Annotated in this window: 16 protein-coding genes and 1 pseudogene; 12 read left to right on the top strand and 5 right to left on the bottom strand. The window is 71.5% G+C overall.

All coding sequences use genetic code 11. The annotated features are described in order from the left end of the window. Window positions 1–565 precede the first annotated feature (565 nt). The 3 genes from ACN9MM_RS35765 (at window position 566) to ACN9MM_RS35755 (ending at window position 2,511) form a co-directional block, all read left to right on the top strand. A complete protein-coding gene (locus ACN9MM_RS35765; RefSeq protein ID WP_426367913.1) occupies window positions 566–943 on the top strand; it encodes a hypothetical protein in 378 nt (125 codons plus the stop codon). Window positions 944–1,083: 140 nt separating this feature from the next. Next, window positions 1,084–1,647: a GNAT family N-acetyltransferase gene (locus tag ACN9MM_RS35760; protein ID WP_426367911.1), complete on the top strand. Its 564-nt coding sequence runs from the start codon at window positions 1,084–1,086 to the stop codon at window positions 1,645–1,647. Window positions 1,648–1,824: 177 nt separating this feature from the next. Continuing rightward, a complete protein-coding gene (locus ACN9MM_RS35755) occupies window positions 1,825–2,511 on the top strand; it encodes a response regulator (RefSeq protein WP_426367910.1) in 687 nt (228 codons plus the stop codon). A gap of 6 nt (window positions 2,512–2,517) precedes the next feature. On the opposite strand, the gene ACN9MM_RS35750 is transcribed toward ACN9MM_RS35755, so the two are convergent. Further along, window positions 2,518–4,248, bottom strand: coding sequence for a GAF domain-containing protein (locus ACN9MM_RS35750; protein WP_426368915.1), 1,731 nt, complete (start codon window positions 4,246–4,248; stop codon window positions 2,518–2,520). Window positions 4,249–4,516: 268 nt separating this feature from the next. On the opposite strand from ACN9MM_RS35750, the gene ACN9MM_RS35745 reads away from it, so the two are divergent. Together ACN9MM_RS35745 and ACN9MM_RS35740 are read left to right on the top strand one after the other, a co-directional pair. After that, window positions 4,517–5,140: a CBS domain-containing protein gene (locus ACN9MM_RS35745; protein WP_426367909.1), complete on the top strand. Its 624-nt coding sequence runs from the start codon at window positions 4,517–4,519 to the stop codon at window positions 5,138–5,140. 22 nt (window positions 5,141–5,162) lie between these two features. Further along, complete coding sequence (locus tag ACN9MM_RS35740) at window positions 5,163–6,152, top strand: Acg family FMN-binding oxidoreductase (RefSeq protein ID WP_426367908.1); 990 nt, start codon at window positions 5,163–5,165, stop codon at window positions 6,150–6,152. Between the two features lie 89 nt (window positions 6,153–6,241). On the opposite strand, the pseudogene ACN9MM_RS35735 reads toward ACN9MM_RS35740, so the two are convergent. Further along, window positions 6,242–6,676 (bottom strand): annotated as a pseudogene (locus ACN9MM_RS35735) (alcohol dehydrogenase catalytic domain-containing protein); the annotation flags it as partial. Between the two features lie 175 nt (window positions 6,677–6,851). Here ACN9MM_RS35735 and ACN9MM_RS35730 point away from each other — a divergent pair. Beyond that, entirely contained in the window at window positions 6,852–8,279 is a 1,428-nt protein-coding gene (locus ACN9MM_RS35730) for an MBL fold metallo-hydrolase RNA specificity domain-containing protein (RefSeq protein ID WP_426367907.1), read from the top strand. 95 nt (window positions 8,280–8,374) lie between these two features. Beyond that, window positions 8,375–9,043, top strand: coding sequence for a CBS domain-containing protein (locus ACN9MM_RS35725; protein ID WP_426367906.1), 669 nt, complete (start codon window positions 8,375–8,377; stop codon window positions 9,041–9,043). A gap of 94 nt (window positions 9,044–9,137) precedes the next feature. Here ACN9MM_RS35725 and ACN9MM_RS35720 read toward each other — a convergent pair whose 3' ends face one another. The 3 genes from ACN9MM_RS35720 to ACN9MM_RS35710 all read right to left on the bottom strand — a co-directional run bounded on the left by ACN9MM_RS35720 (window position 9,138) and on the right by ACN9MM_RS35710 (window position 11,266). Next, the gene (locus ACN9MM_RS35720) at window positions 9,138–9,731 is read right to left on the bottom strand and encodes an Rv1733c family protein (RefSeq protein WP_426367905.1); all 594 of its coding nucleotides are present in this window, start codon (window positions 9,729–9,731) and stop codon (window positions 9,138–9,140) included. A 7-nt stretch (window positions 9,732–9,738) separates the two neighbouring features. Then, the gene (locus ACN9MM_RS35715) at window positions 9,739–10,023 is read right to left on the bottom strand and encodes a hypothetical protein (protein WP_426367904.1); all 285 of its coding nucleotides are present in this window, start codon (window positions 10,021–10,023) and stop codon (window positions 9,739–9,741) included. A 343-nt stretch (window positions 10,024–10,366) separates the two neighbouring features. Then, a complete protein-coding gene (locus ACN9MM_RS35710; protein WP_426367903.1) occupies window positions 10,367–11,266 on the bottom strand; it encodes a universal stress protein in 900 nt (299 codons plus the stop codon). A gap of 407 nt (window positions 11,267–11,673) precedes the next feature. Here ACN9MM_RS35710 and ACN9MM_RS35705 point away from each other — a divergent pair, with 407 nt between their 5' ends. From ACN9MM_RS35705 to ACN9MM_RS35685, 5 genes are all read left to right on the top strand, one after another. Further along, window positions 11,674–12,492 (top strand): SDR family NAD(P)-dependent oxidoreductase, encoded by an 819-nt coding sequence (locus ACN9MM_RS35705; RefSeq protein ID WP_426367902.1) that lies wholly within the window; start codon window positions 11,674–11,676, stop codon window positions 12,490–12,492. Between the two features lie 175 nt (window positions 12,493–12,667). Then, complete coding sequence (locus tag ACN9MM_RS35700) at window positions 12,668–13,828, top strand: serine hydrolase domain-containing protein (protein ID WP_426367901.1); 1,161 nt, start codon at window positions 12,668–12,670, stop codon at window positions 13,826–13,828. 200 nt (window positions 13,829–14,028) lie between these two features. Next, window positions 14,029–14,697, top strand: coding sequence for a hypothetical protein (locus ACN9MM_RS35695; RefSeq protein WP_426367900.1), 669 nt, complete (start codon window positions 14,029–14,031; stop codon window positions 14,695–14,697). A 601-nt stretch (window positions 14,698–15,298) separates the two neighbouring features. Next, entirely contained in the window at window positions 15,299–15,634 is a 336-nt protein-coding gene (locus ACN9MM_RS35690; RefSeq protein ID WP_426367899.1) for a hypothetical protein, read from the top strand. Beyond that, window positions 15,603–19,667 (top strand): molybdopterin-dependent oxidoreductase, encoded by a 4,065-nt coding sequence (locus ACN9MM_RS35685; RefSeq protein ID WP_426368914.1) that lies wholly within the window; start codon window positions 15,603–15,605, stop codon window positions 19,665–19,667. The genes ACN9MM_RS35690 and ACN9MM_RS35685 overlap by 32 nt, the downstream gene beginning before the upstream one ends. Window positions 19,668–19,771: the final 104 nt, after the last annotated feature.

The raw sequence follows: 19,771 nt of genomic DNA, 5'->3' as shown, positions 1-19,771 counted from the left end.
GCCCGTCGTCAGGGAGCGGGCGGTGAGCGCGTGGAGGGGGTCGGCTCCGGTGGAGGCCGTGCCGCCGCCGGGCCGGACGTACAGCGCCCAGTCGCCGAGCGGGCGGACCTCGACACCGCTCGCTTCGCCCGTGGTCGTCAGCGGCACCCGCCGTACGTCCTGCGTGCCCCGTTCCGCGTACGCCAGCACGGGGTTCTGGCGCCACTCGATCCATGCGAGGTGATGCGCGGCCCGGGCGACCGAACCGACGCGGTACGAGGAGTCGGGGATCGCCTCGTACGTCTCCGTCACCTCGCCGGTCGCCACGTCCACCACGCAGATCCGCTGCGCGTACTGGGGCGGTTCGTACCTGCCGTAGCCGATCGCGACCCGCCCCGGTCCGGCGTCGTACAGGTCGTAGTCCCAGCGTCCGACCGGCGTCGCGACCGGACGGTCGACGATCCGGCCGTCCTCCACGGAGACCAGGCGGTACGTCACCTTGTAGTCCACGTAGAAGGTCATCAGGAGCGTCGTGCCGATGACCCGGCGCAGGTGGTAGCGCTCGCCGGTGGGGCCGAGGCCGGACGTGTCGATCACGACCGGCGCCGCCGTCCCGCTCATGTCGGTGAGGGTGTACACGTCCCCGTCCCTGGAGGCGACGAGGTCCGTGCCCGTGCTGCCCCACTTGGGCCCGGTGGAGAGCGTGACGGTGGGACCGCCCGAGTACGGCGTCCAGCGGTACTCGGCGGTCTCCGGCTGCCAACCCGTGCTGGTCAGCATCCCGGTCCGGCCCGCGCTGAGCAGCTTCGAGTCCTCCGGGAGGTCGAGCGGGGCCTGCTCCTCCGCCGCCTCCTGCGCGGTGACGGCGGCGACCGCCGGTGCCGCCGCGAGGACCGGGGCCGTCAGGCCCCGGTGGTCAGCGCGAGGACGACGGCGACGGAGAGTCGCCGACCGGTGGGGCTGAGGTGCTTCGAGGGGGTTTCCTCCGGGCTCTGTGGTCGTGGCGTGCACGCGCCACGACCACAGGACTCACGACAACCGTTCAAGGTTGTACGGCTCATAGGGTGAGAGATGATCAGACGAAACCGAACGGGGAGGACCTTGATGAACGTGACTCTGCAGGTGGACGCGACGCCGTCCGCCCCCGCGCTCCACCTGCGCGCGTGGAACGACGGCGACGCCGAGGCACTGGTCGAGGCTTGTCGCGATCCCACGTTGCGTCGATGGACGAGCCATCGAGTGGAGAACACCGAGGACGCGGCCGAGTGGCTGGAGCTTCAGAGGCGCGGCTGGGAGACCGGAGAACGGCTGAGCTTCGCCGTACTTGAAGATCACTCCGCCACCGGCGAGACCCGACTGGCCGCCAACGTGGTCATGAAGCGGACCGGTCCCGGCCAGGAGTCCGCAGAGGTCGGCTACTGGACAGCGGCCCACGCCCGAGGCCGGGGCGTGGCGCCTCGCGCCCTGGAAGCGCTCACCGGTTGGGCCTTCGACGCCTTCAGGGCCGAGGGCCTGGAGCGTCTCGACCTGTTCCACCAGGTGGACAACCTCGCGTCGTGCCGGGTCGCGGAGAAGACCGGATACCGGTTCCACCGGACCCTTCCGGCTCGTCCGCCGTTCCCGAGGGACGGGCACTGGCACATCCGGAGGGCCGACGCTCCCGTCTGATGCCCGGGGGCGGCCGCCCGCCCGCGGTCCAGGCCGCACCGGGCCAGAACCCGGGCGACCGGGGAAGCCCCATCGGCCAGGCCCGTTCCGGGATGCGTCTCGGCGCCCATGAGGACGCCGCATGACGGACAATCCTTGTGGGGGGCGGGAACGAGCCCACCGACCGCAGGGGTCGCCATGTCCGATCTGCCGGCTGCCGCCACACCCACGCGGGTCCTCCTCGTCGACGACCACGAGGTCGTCCGCCGGGGCCTTCGCGACCTGATCGACGACGAACCGGACCTGGAAGTGGCCGGTGAGGCGGCGACGGCGGCGCAGGCCCTGGCCCGGGGGCCGGCGCTGCGGCCGGACGTCGCGGTGCTCGACGTACGGCTGCCGGACGGCGACGGCATCTCCGTCTGCCGGGAACTGCGCTCCCGGATGCCCGAGCTGGCCTGCCTGATGCTGACGTCGTTCGACGACGAGGACGCCCTGCTCGACGCGATCATGGCGGGCGCGGCCGGGTACGTGCTCAAGCAGATCAAGGGGACCGACCTCGTGTCGGCGATCCGTACCGTGGCCACCGGGCAGTCGATGCTGGATCCCGCCACCACCGCGCGCCTGATGCGTTCGCTCAGGGATCCCGAGACGGCGAAGCCTCCCGAGGACGAACGGCTCGCGGTGCTGTCCGAGCGGGAGCGGTCCGTACTCGACCTCATCGGCGAGGGGCTCACCAACCGGCAGATCGCGAAGCGGCTCTACCTGTCGGAGAAGACCGTCAAGAACCACATCTCGCGGCTGCTCGGCAAGCTCGGGGTGGAACGCCGTGTGCAGGCCGCCGTCATCGCCGCGCAGGCGCACGAGCACGCCTCCGAGGAGACGTAGAGGCTGTCACTCCCGCTCGTCCGGGAGCGGGATCCGCCACTCCAGTACCGTGCCGCTGCCCGGCTCCGCTCTCGCGTGGACCGACATGGTGCCGCCCAGCCGCTCGGCCCTCTCGAAGAGGTTCCGCAGTCCGCTGCGGGCGCCTCCCCGCGGGATGCCGGTACCGTCGTCACTCACCGTCACCGCCAGCACGCCGTCCTCGGCGACGACCGCCACCTCTGCCCGGCGGGCCCGCGCGTGCCGGGCCACGTTGGTGAGCGCTTCACCGATGACCGCGATCACCTCGTCGGCCGCCTCACGGGGCACGTTCGTGTCGAGGAGACCCTCCATGCGCAGGGCCGGGGCGGATCCGAGCGCGGTCGCGGCCTCGTCCACCGCTTTGACGACACGGTTTCTGAGCTTCGGGGCCTCGGAGGTCTCGTGTTCCCGGAGCGCGAAGATGGTCGACCTGATGATCTTGATGGTGGCGTCGAGGTCGTCGATCGCCCGGGTCAGCCGGTCCGCTGCCTCCGGGTGCTCGACGAACCGACGGGCGCTCTGCAGCGTCATCCCCGTGGCGAACAGACGCTGGATGGCGAGGTCATGCAGGTCACGGGCGATCCGGTCCCGGTCCTCCAGAAGGATCACCTGCTCGGCGTCCCGGCGACGGTCGGCCAGTTCGAGCGCCAGGGCCGCCTGCCCCGCGAATCCGGGGAGGGCGGTGATCTCCGAGCCTGTGAACGGGGGCCGTCCGTGCCGCCGCGCGAGGATCAGCACCCCGCTCAGTCGTTCCTTGGTGCCGACCGTCACGGCCACCGCGGGGCCGAAGCCCACCCACCGTTCGGGCTGCACCCTGATGCGCGGCTCGTGCTCGACGTCGACGACCGTGAGCAGGCCCTCCTGCGCGAGGGCGGCCTCGGCCAGGGTTCCTTCGCTGGTCGGCAGGACGACGCCCCGGTGCGCTTCGGCTCCCTCGCCGCGGGCGAGCGAGCCCCGCAGTTCACCGCCGGCACCCACCAGGTAGAAGACCCCGATGTCGGCACCCGCGATGTCCACGGCCTGCTCCAGCATCCCGTCGAGCACCTCGGTCTCCTCCGCACCCGACAGGAGGGCGCTGGTCAGGTCGGAACTCGCGGCGAGCCACCGCTGCCTGAGGCGGCCTTCCTCGTAGAGGCGGGCGTTCTCGATGGCGATGCCGGCCGCGACGGCCAAGGTCGTCACCACGGCCTCGTCCTCGGCGTCGAAGTCGACCCCTCCACGCTTCTCGGTCAGGTAGAGGTTGCCGAACACCTCGTCGCGGACCCGGATGGGCACACCCAGGAAGGTGTGCATCGGCGGATGGTGCGGGGGGAACCCGTACGAGGCGGGATGCTCGGACAACTCGGCGAGCCGCAGCGGTTCGGGGTTGCGGATCAGCTCACCGAGCAGCCCGTGGCCGGAGGGCAGGTCCCCGATCCGCGTCCGCAGGTCGTCTTCGATACCGACGGGCAGGAACTCGGACAGGCGCTTGTCGTCGCCGATGACGCCCAGCGCGCCGTACTCGGCGTCCACGAGGGTCACTGCCGCTTCCACGATGCCTCTGAGCACCGTGGGCAGGTCGAGTTCCCTGCCCACGGACATGACGGCTTCGAGGAGTCCGTCGAGGCGGTCCCTCGTCCCCCGCACGTCGTCGATGCGCGCCTGGAGCTCGTCGAGCAGCTCGTCGAGGCGCAGCCGCGGCATCCTGCTGCCCGTCGGACGTGTGCCTTCCGGCTCCATCGCCACCTCCGGCCACGTCCGGCGCACGGTCCGCGCTCCACGGGCTCTTCTTCACCGTAGTCCCGATGGGGAATCGGTGCCGGTGACACCGGGCGGCCCGCGGTCCGCGGGGTCCAGGGCGGGGCGGGGCGTGCGCTTCGGGCGACGAGCCCGTTCGGTCCTGGCCTTGGACCGTTCGGCCCTCCCCGACCCCGGGCGTGCGTTGGAGGGTGGGTGAGGCGGGACGGCGCACCAGCCGGGCCCTCGCCCTCGAACGGGAGGCGCGGCGATGAAGCACATGAAGGTCGGCGGTCTGATGACCGACGGCGTGGTCTCGACGGTCCCCGCGACGTCGTTCAGGGAGGTGGCGGAGATGCTCGCCAAGCACGAGATCAGCGGGGTGCCCGTGGTGGACGAGGACGACCACGTCGTCGGAGTCGTGTCCGGGAGCGACCTCCTGGCCCGCCGCGACCTCACCGCACGGGACCTGATGACCACGCCGGCCGTGACAGTTCACGCCGAGGAGACGGTGGCGGACGCGGCGCGGCTGATGGGGCGTCGCGGAGTCGAGCGCCTTCCCGTGGTCGACGCGGAGGAGCGCCTGGTCGGCATCGCGACCCGCCGCGATCTCCTGTACGCGTACCTCCGCCCGGACGCGGAGATACGGCGCCGCGTCCGCGAGGACGTCCTCGCGGATGCCATGCACCTGCCCGCGGCCGCGGTGGACGTGCACGTCCACGACGGTGTGGCGACGCTCGCCGGTCGTGTCCGGCGGCGCCGTCAGGCCCTGATGCTCGTCGCACTCGCCGAGCGGGTGGACGGCGTCGTCGCCGTCGTGGACCGACTGGCCTTCCACGAGGACGACACACGACCCTCATCCTCCACCCGGACTCCGCACGACATTTCCTGGTGACTCATCGCAGACGGGACGAACCGTGTCCAGCACCGCTCTGATCCAACCCCTCGTGACGTCGCTGATCGAAGACGCCGTCACGGCTCCCTCGATGCACAACGCACAGCCGTGGAAGTTCGTCGCCAGGACGGAAGCCGGCGTCATCGAGCTGCACGGTGATCCGCAGCGCGGCATGCCGCACGGAGACCCCGACCACCGTGCCCTCCACCTCGGCTGCGGCGCCGCCCTGTTCGGTCTGCGGGTCGCCGCCGCGCACCGGGCCCTGAGTCCGGTGGTGCGGCTGTTGCCCTCGCCCGAGGATCCCTGGCACTTCGCCGACGTACGGCTCGACGGCCCCGACGAAGCCGACAGCGATCTGGGCGCGCTCCATGCCGCCCTGGCGCGGCGGCACACCAGCCGCTTCCCGTTCACGGAGGAACGGATCCCCTCCGAGGTGATCGACGGACTCCGGGCCGCGGCCCGGCTCGAAGGCTGCCGGCTGGTCGTACCGGGAGAGTGGCACGCCGACACCGTCATGGGTCTCGTCCACGCCTCCGAACTCTTCGAGTCGGCGGACGAGTCCGTACGCGCGGAGATCGCCGCCTGGACGCGCACCGGTGCGGCCGGTGAGGGCCCTGGCACCGAGGGGATTCCCTCGTACGCGTTCGGCCCCCGGCAGTACGACGTGACCTCCCCGGTCAGGGACTTCGACGCCCCCCGGCGGGTGCCCGGCCGCGCCTCGGCACGCTTCGAGAAGCGGCCGCAGATCGCCCTGCTCGGGACGGCCGGGGACACGCGGGCGGAATGGCTGAGGGCCGGCCAGGCGATGCAGCGCGTCCTTCTGCAGGCCACCCTGGACGGACTCGCCACCTCCCTCATGTCCCAGCCACTGGAATGGCCGGAACTCCGTTTCGACGCACGCGATCCCAGCTCGGCGGTCGGCTTCGTCCACATGGTGTTCCGCCTGGGCTACGGCCCCCAGGGGCGGGCCACCCCGCGTCGGCCCGCATCCGAGGTGCTCACTTTCGGCTGAAGTCCCCTCACCGACGCTGATGCGCCTCAGGTAGTACGAGACGGTCGCACGCCACGGTCGGCGCCGCTCACCGTCAGGCCCGCCCTAGACGCGTCGGAGCTGTCGATCGAGTCGGGCAGCGGATGGACGGACAGGTCGGCGAAGGGCACGCGGACGTACTCGGCCTGGGTGCCGTCGAGGGTGTGACCGAGGATCCAGCCTCCCCGCCGCGGCACTGTCCGTAGCGGCTCTCCCGGCAGAAACGGCACCTGCCGCAGGCGCAGATGCAGGAGACCAGGACGCGGTCCCCGGGTCGTACGGTGCGGACGTCGCCGCCGGTCTCGGCCACCGTGCCGACCGCCTCGTGCCCGAGGACCCGGCCGGGGGTCACCTCCGGGACCTCCCCTTTGCGGATGTGCAGGTCCGTGCCGCAGACGGTGACGGCGTCGACCCGCACGATCACGTCGGCAGGGTCCTCGATACCCGGGTCGGGTACGTCCTGCCCAGGCCGTCCGGCCCGGCCCCTGGAAGGCGAGTGCCTTCATGGCGCCCGCCCACTTCCCTCGCGCTCCGCTGCGGTCCTTCGCCCACCAGGCTCCGCCCGGAACTCGGGAGACACATGGGCCGGTCGGCCCCCGATGGACCCGAACGGCCCCTCCGGGGCGGGCCCGGTCGGATGCGAGGGTGAAGACTGGTACACGTTCCGAAGGAGGGCCGGCCATGCCCGAGGCAGCCCCGAACCCCGCTCCCACTCCCCCGCGACCGGCGCTGCTCAGCTTCCTGGGCGGGGTGGGTACGGTCACGGGAAGCAAGTTCCTGATCGAGAGCGACCACGCGCGGATCCTCCTCGACTGCGGTCTCTTCCAGGGTTTCGCGCCGCTGCGGCGGCGCAACTGGGAACGGTTCGCCCGCGACGCCGGGGACGTGGACGCCGTGGTCGTCACCCATGCGCATCTGGACCACTGTGGCTATCTGCCGCGCCTGGTGCGGCAGGGTTTCAGGGGGCCGATCCTCACCAGCGCCCCCACCGCCCGCCTCGCCGGGATCGTGCTGCGCGACAGTGCCCGGCTCCAGATGGAAGCCGCCCGGCACGCCAACGAGCACGGCTGGTCGAAGCACCGTCCGGCCAAGCCGCTGTACGACGACGCGGACGTGGAGAAGACGCTGTCGTTCTTCGACCCCGTCCCGATCGGCGTCGACGTGGAGATCATGACCGGAACCACGCTCAGGTTCCACCACGGCGGGCACATCCTCGGCTCGGCGTGGGCACACCTGACGCTGGAGGACGGCCACACCCTGGCCGCCTCCGGCGACCTCGGACGGCCCGGGCATCCCCTGCTGCTGCCGTCGGAACCGTTCTCGGGCTCCGACGTCCTGCTCATGGAGTCCACGTACGGCGACCGCCGTCACGACCAGGACTCCGCGAGGTCAGAGTTCGCCGCAGTGATCGGGCGGACGCTGGCCAGGGGAGGAACCGTCGTCATCCCCGCCTTCGCGATCGACCGCACCGAGGTCGTGCTGCACGAGCTGAGCCGGCTGCGCGACACCGGCGTCCTTCCCCGGTCGGTCCCCGTGTACGTGGACAGCCCCATGGCCCTGGCCGCGCTGGACGTCTACCGGGACGCCGTACGGGAGCGGTCCACCGAGCTCCGGCCGGAGATCCTCGCCCGAGGCGAGTCCGCGCTGAGCCCCGAGCCGTTCCTCGCCGCCAGGACCGTCCAGGAGTCCATCGACATCAACAGCACGCACGGCCCGGCCGTCATCGTCTCCTCGGCCGGCATGGCCACCGGCGGACGCGTCCTGCACCACCTTGACCGGCTGCTCCCGGACCCGCGCAACGCCGTCGTCATCGTCGGCTTCGCCGCCGCCGGCACCCGGGCGCGTGACCTGGTCGACGGAGCCCGGACACTGAAGATGTTCGGCGCGTACGTGCCCGTACGGGCCGAGATCGCCGACGTGCCCTACTTCTCGGCCCACGCCGACGCGGACCAGATCGTCGACTGGCTGCGCGACGCCCCTCCCCCACACACCACCTACCTCGTCCACGGCGAACCGACGGCGTCCGCCGCCCTGCGCGACCGCATCGACCACGAACTGGGCTGGACGGCCGTCGTGCCCCGCTCGGGGGAGGCCGTCCTGGTCCGCTGAGGCCGGCCCGTCGGTCCCGCCCGTGGGACCCCTGGACGACCCCATGAAGCCCGCCGGCATTCGGCCCCCGGCCCACGCCCGTCGAGGAGGGCGCCATGACCACCCCACCGTTCACCGTCGCCGACGTGATGACCAGGAAGGTCGTCGCCGTGCTGCCCGGCGCGGAGTTCAAGGAGATCGTCACCGCCATGGAGCGGTGGAAGGTCACCGCCGTGCCCGTGGTCGAGGGCGAGGGCCGCGTGGTCGGAGTGGTCTCCGAGGCGGATCTGCTCGTCAAGGAGGAGTTCCACGACCACCGCCTCGGCCTCGTCGAGCAGATGCGGCACCTCGACGCCACCGCCAAGGCCGGCTCTCGCCGCGCCGAGGACCTGATGACCTCCCCCGCCGTCACCGTCGCCCCCGAGGCGTCACTGCCTCAGGCCGCGCGCCTCATGGCCGCCCATCACGTCAAGCGGCTGCCGGTCGTCGACACGACCGGCGCGATCCAGGGGATCGTGAGCCGCGCCGACCTCCTCAAGGTCTTCCTCCGCCCGGACGACGATCTCGCCGCCGAGGTGCGCCACGACGTCATCGAGCAACTGTTCCCGCTCTCCCACCGGAAGGTCGGGGTCCGTGTCGACGCGGGTGTCGTGACCCTTTCCGGCGAGGTGGGCGACAGCGCGCTCATCCCTCTCGCGGCACGCCTGGCCCGGGCCGTCGAAGGCGTGGTGGACGTACGGTGCGATCTCAGCGCCCGGGGCAGGACACAGCCACACCCGAGGTGACCACCACCGACCCGTATGCCCCGAGCTCGGGACAGCTGGTACGTACGCCCCGCACAAGGCCGGTGACGGCGCGTGCTTCGGCCGACGACAAACGTCAGGCGTCGTCACCTCCGGCGTCGCTGCCTCGGCGGGGACGCCCGGACCATACGGGTTCCACCTGTTCCCACTCCCGCTCCCATGCCGCGAGCCGGTGGCCTTCGGCCCTCCGCCGGACGAGGAGGACCACACCCGTTCCCGCCACCCCGACGGCGCCTGCTGCCGCGGTGCCTCCCGAGACGGAGGTGAAGGCCCGGTCCGCGGCGCTCCCCGGGGGCCGGGCGGGCGCTCCCGCGTCGTCCACCCAGATCGTCACGGTGCGCCCCTGGGGCGTCCGAGGCGGAACGTGGATGCTCCCGGACCGGCGGACGTCGGCAGGCTGTTCCCACACCGCCGGAGCGGTGGCCTGCGGCTTCCCGCCGTAACGGGTGGCGGCCCGCGGCTCCTCGGCCGGTCCGGTCGTGGTCGCCCGAACCTGGTGGCGGTGGACAGCGAGCTCGCGATCGGCCCTGGCGCCCGCGTTCCACAGCAAGCCGGCGGCCACGGCACCGCAGATCAGGGCGGCCATCAGAACGAAGACCAGCGCCGCACGCCCGAATCGCTCATTCGGCTGCGACGCGGCCCCACTGCCCGGCGGCTCCTGGCGGGACATGGGTGGCCTACAGCTCTGTGGCACCGGTCAGGGGGGCGGCGCCGAGTTCCGTTCCGATGTGGTGGGCCCACGCCCGGATCCGTTCCGGGTTGCGGAAGTCGCCGCCCTTGCCCCGGCTCACCATGTGCCGGGCGACCGGGTCCGACGTCTCGGCGGTCACGGCGCCGCCGAACGGAGCCGAGTGCGCGGACGTCGCGGGCCGCCACCCGGGCAGCCCGGGAAACTCCCTGCCGAACCAGTCGTTGAAGTCGGGGAGGAGGCTGTGCCCGCGCTCCACCGTGCCTCCGGCCATTGTTCTGCTCCTCGTGTACGGGGCCCGGTGCGGGTTGCCGTGGGCCCGAAAAGCGGTGCGGACAGGCGGCGGATCGGGCCGTCGCCCGCGTTCATCGTCGTGAGCCGCTCGCTGTCGGCGCGTACGTCGATCATGGCCGCCAGAGCGTCCTCTCGCTCCACCGTCCCGCCCCGGACCAGGTGCGCCCAGTGCCGAGCGGGGCCGACACCCAGGGCCGGTCGGTCCGTGGGGAAGCGGGACCGTTCGGCCCATGGCCGGTCCCCTTCCCGCCCTTCTCGTTCTGCAAGGGACACGGTGATCACCGGGTCCTCGGTGTGGTGCGCCAGGCCGTGGACTCGACACCTCACTGCTCTCCGTCCTGGGGCTCCGGATGCCGCTGGGGCACCACGGCCACCGGGCACGCGGCATGGTGCAGGGCTCGGTGGGCGACCCTGCCGAGCTCCCGACCGACGAGAGCATCCCGGCGGCGGGCCCCGACGACCATCAGGTCGGCGGCGGCGGAGCGCTCGGTCAGCACCCTGCCGGCAGAGCCCTCGACCGTGGTGCTGCGCAGACGGACCCGCGGGTACTCGGATGCGGCGGCCCCAAGGGCCTTGTCGAGCAGTTCGGAGGATCGTTCCGCGGAGCCGGCACCCTTGTCGCCGCTCGGCAGCACCTGGTCGGCAGGCGCGTGAGAGTGCCGTCGCCAGGCGAGGACGACGTCGAGTTCCGCGTCCCGCACGGCCGCCTCACGGAAGGCGAACCTCACCGCCGGCGCATCCACGTCGTGCTCTCCGACGCCGAGCAGCACGCGCTCGTGGCGTGCCTCCAGGGCATGCCGATCTCCTCTCACGACGACGACCGGGCAGTGAGCCCGGGCGGCCACGACGAGACCGACGGATCCCCGCAGGAGGTCGGCGAGCTCGCCGCGCCCGGGGGACCCGACGACCACGGCCATGGCGCTCTGTCCCTCCCGGAGCAGCGCGCTGGATGCGTCCTCGCCGAGGACGTCCGTGGTGACGGAGAGACCGGGTGCGCGCGCTCGGACGCGTTGGGCCGCGGTGGCGACGATGCTCTCGGCAAGGATCTGGCCCGAGGGCCGGTCCGCGCTCCGGGTCGGCACCGCTCCCTCGTACCGCTCCCACAGCGAGGCGTGGACGATCCGCAGGGGGCATCCGTGCCGTACCGCCTCGTCGACGGCCCAGTCCAGTGCCGTGAGGCTCGCGTCCGACCCGTCGACTCCTATCACCAGGGGTGATTCCATCGTGCCCACCGCCTTTCCGGGGCGTGACCTCCGGGCTGATGGAGCCGGGCAGGGCCGGTCGGGTCCCGGCCCGCCCCGCGCGGCCCCACCAGGACCGGCACGACGAGAGGCGGGGCCTGTCCGCTTCCCGCGGATCCTGATGATCGCGCGGTACGCGGCTCGAAGCCACTTCTCCGGGTCCTGGGAGCGGGCCCCTCCGCACCTCCAGGAAAGCATCGCCCCCCGGTCCGTGCCAGGCCTGGCGGCCCTGTCGGACGCGACGCGCGCGGCGGCGTTCCGCCGTGCGTAGGCGCACGCGACCGACGTGCCCTGCCGTGTGGTTCGCCCACCGGCCCGGCCCCGGAGCGTCGCGCGCCTAAGATCACCGGGACGGGGGACGGCGGACGAGACACGGGAAGGCGGCGGACATGGCGGACGAGCGCGTGTACCTGGTGACCGGGGGCGGAACGGGGATCGGGGCGGCGACCGCGCAGTCACTGACCCGGGCGGGACACAAGGTGGCGGTGTCCGGACGCCGCCCCGAGCCGCTGCGGCTGGTCGCCGAGGAGACCGGCGCCCTGCCCGTACCGTCGGACATCGGGGACCCCGCCGCCGTGACCTCGCTCGTCGAGACGGTGGTCGGTACGTACGGTCGGCTCGACGGCCTGGTGCTCAACGCCGGCATCGGGCGGGGCGGCGGGGTGGGAGAGGTGACCCTGGAGGACTGGGACGAGGTCATGAGGACCAACCTCACCGGTCCGTTCCTGCTGCTGCGCGCCGCGCTCCCGCACCTGCTCGAAGCCCGCGGTGCGGTGGTCGCGGTGGCCTCGGTGTCCGCCCTGCGCAACGGCGTCGGGAACGCCGCCTACGCCACCTCCAAAGCAGCGCTGCTCCAGCTGTGCCGCTCGCTCGCGGTCGACTACGGGGGCACGGGGTTGCGCGCCAACACCGTGTGCCCGAGCTGGGTGCGCACCGACATGGCGGACCGCCGGATGAACCGGTTCGCCGACGAGGCGGGCCTGGAGGGGAACGGTCTGGAAGCGGCGTACGAGGAGGTCACCCGGGTCCTGCCCGCCGGTCGGCCCGGTGAGCCGCGCGAGGTCGCGGAGGCCATCGCCTGGCTGCTGTCGCCCGCCGCCTCGTTCGTGAACGGTGCGGTGCTCACCGTGGACGGCGGCGCGACCGCACTCGACCCGGGCACCCTCGGCTTCGAGTTCCGGCTGGAGCCACGCGTCCCGCGGACCTGACCGGCACTCAGGGCCGAGGCGGCCGGGCCGCCGCAGTACCTCGGGAAGACGCAGAGCGGGGAGGCCGTCCGGGAACACTTCCGAGACGCGCCTATGCGCTGCATGTCACCCCGGCTCCAGTGGACCTCTCGCTGCCCGGCTGCTGCGGCGTGCCTCCCCAGCGCAGGACTCGAGGATGGGCATCGTAGAGCCGACCCCCACGTTGGAGATGTGTACCGTGAAGGCTCCGATCAGGCTCATTGTCCTTCCCTTTGCTGTTGCCCTCCTCATCAGCGCCTGTGGCGATGAAGGAGAACCGAGTTCAGAATCCCAGAAGAAGAATCTGCAGCAGGACGTCGAAGCGGTGCTGGCCAGTGACGTCCCCGGCGCAGTGGTGGTGACTGCCGACAACGGGAACCAGGTCGCCAACGCCTGGGGAGTGGGCGACATCGCATCCCGTGCCCCCATGCGGGTGGAGGATCGGTTCAGGATCGGCAGCCTGGCCAAGTCGTACGTGGCGGTCGTCATTCTTCAGTTGGTCGACGAGGGAAAGATGACTCTCGATGATTCCGTGCAGAAGTGGCTGCCCGGCCTGGTCCCCGAAGGGGAGAAGATCACGGTCCGCCAGCTGCTGAACCACTCGAGCGGAATCCCCAACTACGAGGAGAACCCGAAGTACCTGGCCCCGTACCTCGCCGGTGACGTCACGCATGTCACGACGCCGCAGCAGCTCGTGAAACTGGGAACATCCCTGCCGAGGAAGTTTCAGCCCGGTACCGACGCCTCATACTCGAATACGAACTACACGGTTGCCGGGCTCATCATCGAGAAGGTATCCGGGGCCCCTCTGGCCTCCCAGTTCAACGACCGCATCTTCAAGCCGCTCAAGCTCGATTCCTCCTACTTGCCCACCGGGCCCGATATCGCCGGACCCCACGCGCACGGATACTTCGTGCTCGGGAAGCCGCCCGCCACCGACGTGACGCGATTCAGTCCCTCCATCGCGTGGGCCGGTGGTGGGATCATCGCATCCCCAGGCGATGCCTCGTCGTTCTACCACTCTTTGCTGACGGGCCACCTGCTCCCGCCTGACCTGATGAAAGAGATGATGACGACGGTGACAGGGAAGAGTGGCGCCACATACGGTCTCGGGATCGTACCCCGTCAATTCTCCTGCGGTACCTGGTGGGGGCACAGCGGGAATTTCCCCGGGTACCTCGTCGAGTCGTACGCAACGACGAACGGTCAGCGTCAGGCGACCGTCGCGCTGAACTACGATCCGAACTCCATGCAGGAGAAGACGAAGAAAGCGGTCGAGAAGCTCATGGATGCGGCCGCGTGCTCGAAAACCGAATAGGACCGCAGGCTGACGGAGCCAGTCGCGCACCGCGACCGGTCCAGCTGGGCGTGATCAGGGCTACGGGTCGGTCAACGCCCCTGCTGTCGCGGGGCTGACGTTCCGCCAGTGCCCCGGAGCGACGAGCCTGAGTCGATGCTCCGGCGGAATGAGTACGGCTACTCAGGCGGCCGGTGGCCACCGGCCCGCAAGGTACCGACATGCGATCGATTCTCTCCCCTAAGCCCCTGCTCACCGCCGCACTCGGCAGCGTCGTCGTCCTGGCCGCCGTCGGCACCCAGAGCGCCCACGCCACCACCACCCGCGGCTCCGCCGCCACTGTCACCTCCACCGCCTCGACTCGCGCATCCGCCGCCCACGCCTCCGTCGTGCGGAGCGCCCGGCCGGCCACCGCCGTGACGAGCGCCCGCGAGGCCGAGGCACGGTTCCTGGAGCTGGCCGACCTCATCGCGCAGACCTGTGAACCGAACGTCAACGGCGCCGTCGGCCAGCCGGCATCGGCACCGACCCCCGACAGCACCATGCCCGTCCTGGCCGACCCGGTGCCGCTGATTCCGACGGAGGAGTGCGCCGCCAAGAGGCACCAACTCCGGATCATCAAGGCGTTCTCCGGAAAGGAGACGGCCACGTACGAGCAGATGCGGGACAGGCTGACGACCCTGAAGTACCCCGGGGCACGGATCCACCGCATGCCGAACTTCGCGGGCAGGCCCGTGGCGAGGCTCGACCTGCGCGTGGGAGCAGAACACCTGGCCCTGGAGGTCACCGACATCGGCCACAGCGTCATGGTCGAGGCGTTCGGCGCACCGCACGACGTGAGCGTGACCGAGGTCCGTTTGAAGAGGGAGCCGGCCCGGCCCACCTCCTGATCTGACGGACGGCCCCCGGAGGGGACCCGGACCGCGCCGAGAACTCGCTGTGCTGCGGTCCGCTCTCCAGTCGGCCACAGCCGAGGGATGTCCCCAGCGCATGGGGTCGGGTTGTACGCCGCCCAGCGCCGCCGACCGAGTCCACATATGCCTGTGGCCGGTTCGTGCACGACTCTGGCGTACACGACCCGGGCGGTGGCAAGGTGAACGGCAAGCGGCCCTCCGCACCGCTCCCCCGCGGTCCAGGCCGCCGGCCGCGCTCCGCGTCCCCCGTGGGAGCCATGGCCGCGCCTGCCTCCCGGCTCCCCACGGGAGGCCACAGGCGTGCGGGCTGCCGCTGCTGCGAAGCCGACATCCGAAGCGACGTCCTCGACGGTGCCGCACCGGCCGACCGGAGCCGACCCCGGACCATCCACCGTGCACCTCTTGTCCGGTGCACCTCTTGTCCGGCCGTGCATCGGCCTGGTACTCACGGTGGGCCCCCTCGCGTGGTGCGTGGGGTGTAACCCCGCGTGTGACGGAGGCGTGATCGTCCGGAAACCGGGCCTTCCTACGGTCGGAGGCGTGGGAATCTGCCCACCTGGTTCGTCGATGGGGAGGGGTGCCGGTGGCGTCGCGGGACTCAGGGACCGAGGCTGTGCGGACGGTCTGCTCGTACTGCGGGGTCGGCTGCGGGATCGTTCTCGACATCGCGCGTGATCCTGCCACCGGCCTGCGGCGCGCTGCGAAGGCCTCCGGCGACAAGAGCCATCCGACGAATTTCGGCCGGCTCTGCACCAAGGGCTCCACGAGCGCGGACATGCTGGCGGCGCCCGGGCGCGCCACGGCCGCGCTGGTGCGCGGAGCGGGGCGGCGCGGCAGTCGAGACCGACGTCGACGCCGCCGTCACCGAGGTCGCGAGGCGGCTGCGCGCGATCCTGGACGAGCACGGTCCTGACGCGCTGTCCTTCTACGTGTCCGGGCAGATGTCGCTGGAGGCGCAGTACCTGGCGAACAAGCTGGCCAAGGGCTTCGTCCGCACGAACCAGATCGAATCGAACTCCCGGCTGTGCATGGCGTCCGCCGGGTCCGGTTACAAGCTGTCGCTGGGCGCGGACGGTCCCCCCGGCTCGTACCAGGACTTCGACCGGGCCGACGCGTTCTTCGTCATCGGCTCCAACATGGCCGACTGCCACCCGATCCTCTTCCTGCGGATGATGGACCGGGTGAAGTCGGCCGGGGCGAAGCTGATCGTCGTCGACCCGCGACGGAACGCCACCGCGGACAAGGCCGACCTGTTCCTCCAGATCAAGCCGGGTACGGATCTCGCCCTGCTCAACGGGCTGTTGCACCTGCTCGTGGAGAACGGGCACGTCGACGAGGCGTTCGTGGCCGAGTTCACGGAGGGGTGGGAGGCGATGCCCGCCTTCCTCGCGGACTACCCGCCGGCCAGGGTCGCCGAGATCACCGGCATCCCCGAGGCGGACATCCGTCAGGCCGCGCGGTGGATAGGCGAGGCCGGTGAGTGGATGAGCTGCTGGACCATGGGACTCAACCAGTCCACGCACGGCACCTGGAACACCAACGCGCTCGTCAATCTGCACCTCGCCACCGGCGCCCTCTGCCGCCCCGGCTCCGGGCCCTTCTCGCTGACCGGTCAGCCCAACGCCATGGGGGGACGGGAGATGGGCTACATGGGACCCGGCCTTCCCGGACAGCGTTCGGTCCTCGTCGACGCCGACCGCGCCTTCGTCGAGGACCTGTGGCGGATCCCCGAGGGCTCGCTGCGGACCGAAGTCGGGCGCGGCACCGTCGAGATGTTCGAGCAGATGGCGGCCGGCGACATCAAGGCCTGCTGGATCATCTGCACCAACCCCGTCGTGTCCGTCGCCAACCGGAAGACCGTCATCACCGCCCTGGAGGCCGCAGAGCTCGTCATCACCCAGGACGTGTTCGCCGAGACCGAGACCAATGCCTACGCGGACGTGGTTCTGCCCGCCACCCTGTGGGCGGAGTCCGACGGCGTCATGGTCAACTCCGAACGAAACCTCACCCTCGTCCAGGGCGTGGTCGACCCGCCCGGTCAGGCCCTGCCCGACTGGCTGCTCATCGCCCGCGTCGCCTGCGAGATGGGCTTCGCCGAGGGGTTCACGTACGCGTCCGCGGAGGAGGTGTTCGAGGAACTCACACAGGCCTGGAACCCGCAGACCGGCTGGGACCTGCGCGGCATCGGCTACGAGCGGCTGCGCACCACCCCGGTCCAGTGGCCCGCCCCCGACGTCGACGGCCCCGACCGCAACCCGATCCGCTACGTGAACGACGGTGTCAGTCAGACGCTCCTGGTACGCGAGGACGGCACCCGGCCCCGGCTGGTCTTCCCGACGTCGAGCGGACGCGCCCGGTTCTTCGCACGACCGCATCTTCCGGCGGCCGAACTCCCCGACGACGACTATCCGTTCGTCCTCAACACCGGGCGCCTTCAGCACCAGTGGCACACGATGACCAAGACCGGGAAGGTCGCCAAGCTCGCGAAACTCAACCCCGGCCCTTTCATCGACATCCACCCCGAGGACGCGGCTGCGCTCGGGATCACCGAGGGCGACCACGTGGAGATCGCCTCGCGCCGTGGACGCGCCGTCCTGCCCGCCGTCGTGACCGACCGGGTCCGACCCGGGAACTGTTTCGCTCCCTTCCACTGGAACGACCTGTTCGGCGAGTACCTCAGCATCAACGCCGTCACCAACGACGCCATCGACCCGATCTCCTTCCAGCCCGAGTTCAAGGCGTGCGCGGTGACACTCGCGAAGACAGCCGCTCCCGTACCCATCGCACACCCGGAGCCGCAGTCGTCCGGAGAGACGATGCGCACCTCCGGCTCGGCCCCTGCTGTCACCGGCGGGCCACGCACGGAAGCCGTGCCCGCACTCGCCGGTCTCTTCGGCGTGGCCGACCTCGTCCCTCCTCCCTTCACCGAACCGGAGCGTCGCTACCTCGCGGGCTTCCTGTCCGGACTTGCCGGAGCGTCGGTCGACGGCCGCGTCCCCGTCCTCCCGGTGTCCGCGCCCTTCGCGCCGGAGCGCGGTGTCTGGGTCGACGGCGTCCTCGCCGGGATGTTCTCCCGTACCGACGCACCGGCTCCGTCTCCGTCCTCGCCCTCGCCCTCGCCCTCGCCCTCACCCTCGCCCTCGCCCTCGCCCTCGCCCTCGCCCTCGCCCTCGTCCCCGGCCTCGTCCGGGCCGATCGCACCGGTGGCGCCGGACGGGACGGCCACACCGATCGCACCCTCGGGAAGGGGGCCGCAGGCCGCCCCCGCACGTCGTCTGCTGGTCCTCTGGTCCTCCCAGACCGGGACCGCGGAGGACTTCGCCGCCACCGCCACCGGCCGCCTGGCCGAGGCCGGGCATGCTCCGGCCCTCCACCCTATGGAGAGCGTCGACCTTGCGGAGGTCGGCCCCGACACCGACCTCCTGGTCGTGACGAGTACGTTCGGGGACGGAGACGCCCCCGACAACGGGGCCACGTTCTGGCAGAAGCTGGCCTCGCCCGACGCCCCGCGCCTGGACGGCGTCCGCTTCTCCGTCCTGGCCTTCGGCGACTCCAGCTACGACGACTTCTGCGGCCACGGTCGGCGTATCGACGAGCGCCTCGCCGAACTCGGCGCCACCCGTCTCCATCCCCGTACCGACTGCGAACCCGACCACGAGGAGCGCTCCGAAGCCTGGCTCACGGCTCTCCTCCCCCTTCTCTCCGCCCTCGCACCGGAGCCGCACCCCGCCTCCGTGACGGCTGGGCAGCTCACGCCTTCGGCCCGCACCGCTGCCTACGGCCCGGCTGGGGACGGGCAGGGCTCCGATACGACGCGGTCCGCCACGTACACGAAGGCCTCGCCCTTCCCCACCCTCCTCATCGGCAACCACCTCCTGAGCCTTCCCGGCTCCCAGAAGGAGGTACGCCGGTTCGCCTTCGACACCCGCGGCGGCGAACTCGCCTACGAGGCGGGCGACGCCCTCGGCGTCTGGCCGGCCAACAGCACCGACCTGGTCACCGAGTGGCTGGCCCTGACGGGACTCCACCCCCACGAGCCGGTCGACGTCGGCTCCTCCGGTCCTCTCCCACTGGCCGAGGCCCTGCGGACCCGGTTCGACATCACACGGATCACGCCCGACCTGCTGAAGTTCGTGGCCGACCGCACAGGGAGCCTCGACCTCAGGCGGCTCCTGCGCCCGGGGAACAAGGACGAGGTGGCGAAGTGGAGTTGGGGGATGCAGATGGCCGATGTGATGGGCGGCTTCCCCGTACGCGCTTCCGCCGGTGAGTGGACCGGGGTCCTCAAGCGGCTGCAGCCGCGGCTGTACTCGATCTCCTCCAGCCCCCTCGCCCACCCGAGCGAGGTCCGGCTCACCGTCTCCGTGGTCCGCTACGCCAACGACCGCGGCCGGGACCGCACCGGCGTCTGCTCCGCCTACCTCGCCGACCACGCCGACGACGGCCCCGTACAGGTCTTCGTCCAGCGTTCCCCGCACTTCCGCCCACCAACCGACGCCGCCGCACCCATGATCATGGTCGGTCCCGGGACGGGCGTGTCACCCTTCGTCGGCTTCCTCGAGGACCGGCTGGCCCGCGGCCACACCGGCCGCAACTGGCTGTTCTTCGGCGAGCAGCGCGAGGCCACCGACTTCTACTACCGCGAGGACCTGGAGGCCCACGTGGCCTCCGGCCACCTCGACCGCCTCGACGTCGCCTTCTCCCGCGACCAGCGCAACAAGGTCTACGTCCAGGACCGGATCCGTGAACACGGCTCCGCCGTCTGGTCCTGGCTCCAGGACGGCGCCCACTTCTACGTCTGCGGCGACGCGACCCGCATGGCCAAGGACGTCGACCGGGCGCTGCGCGAACTCATCGCCCGTCACGGCGGGATGAGCGACGAGGAGGCCGCGGCCTACGTGAAGCAGATGGCGGCCGAGAAGCGGTACGTCCGCGACGTCTACTGACGCGTCGCCCGAAGGCCGAGCGGCGACGAACCGCCCTCGCGAGCCGGGCCCCTCGGCCTCCGGACGTCAGGGTCAGGTATCAGGAGCCGGCGTCAGGCATCAGG

Source organism: Streptomyces sp. E-08 (genome assembly GCF_049913095.1).
Taxonomy (GTDB): Bacteria; Actinomycetota; Actinomycetes; order Streptomycetales; family Streptomycetaceae; genus Streptomyces.
The sequence above is the reverse complement of the archived record's forward strand: the minus strand, read 5'-3'. Positions and strand labels throughout refer to the sequence as shown.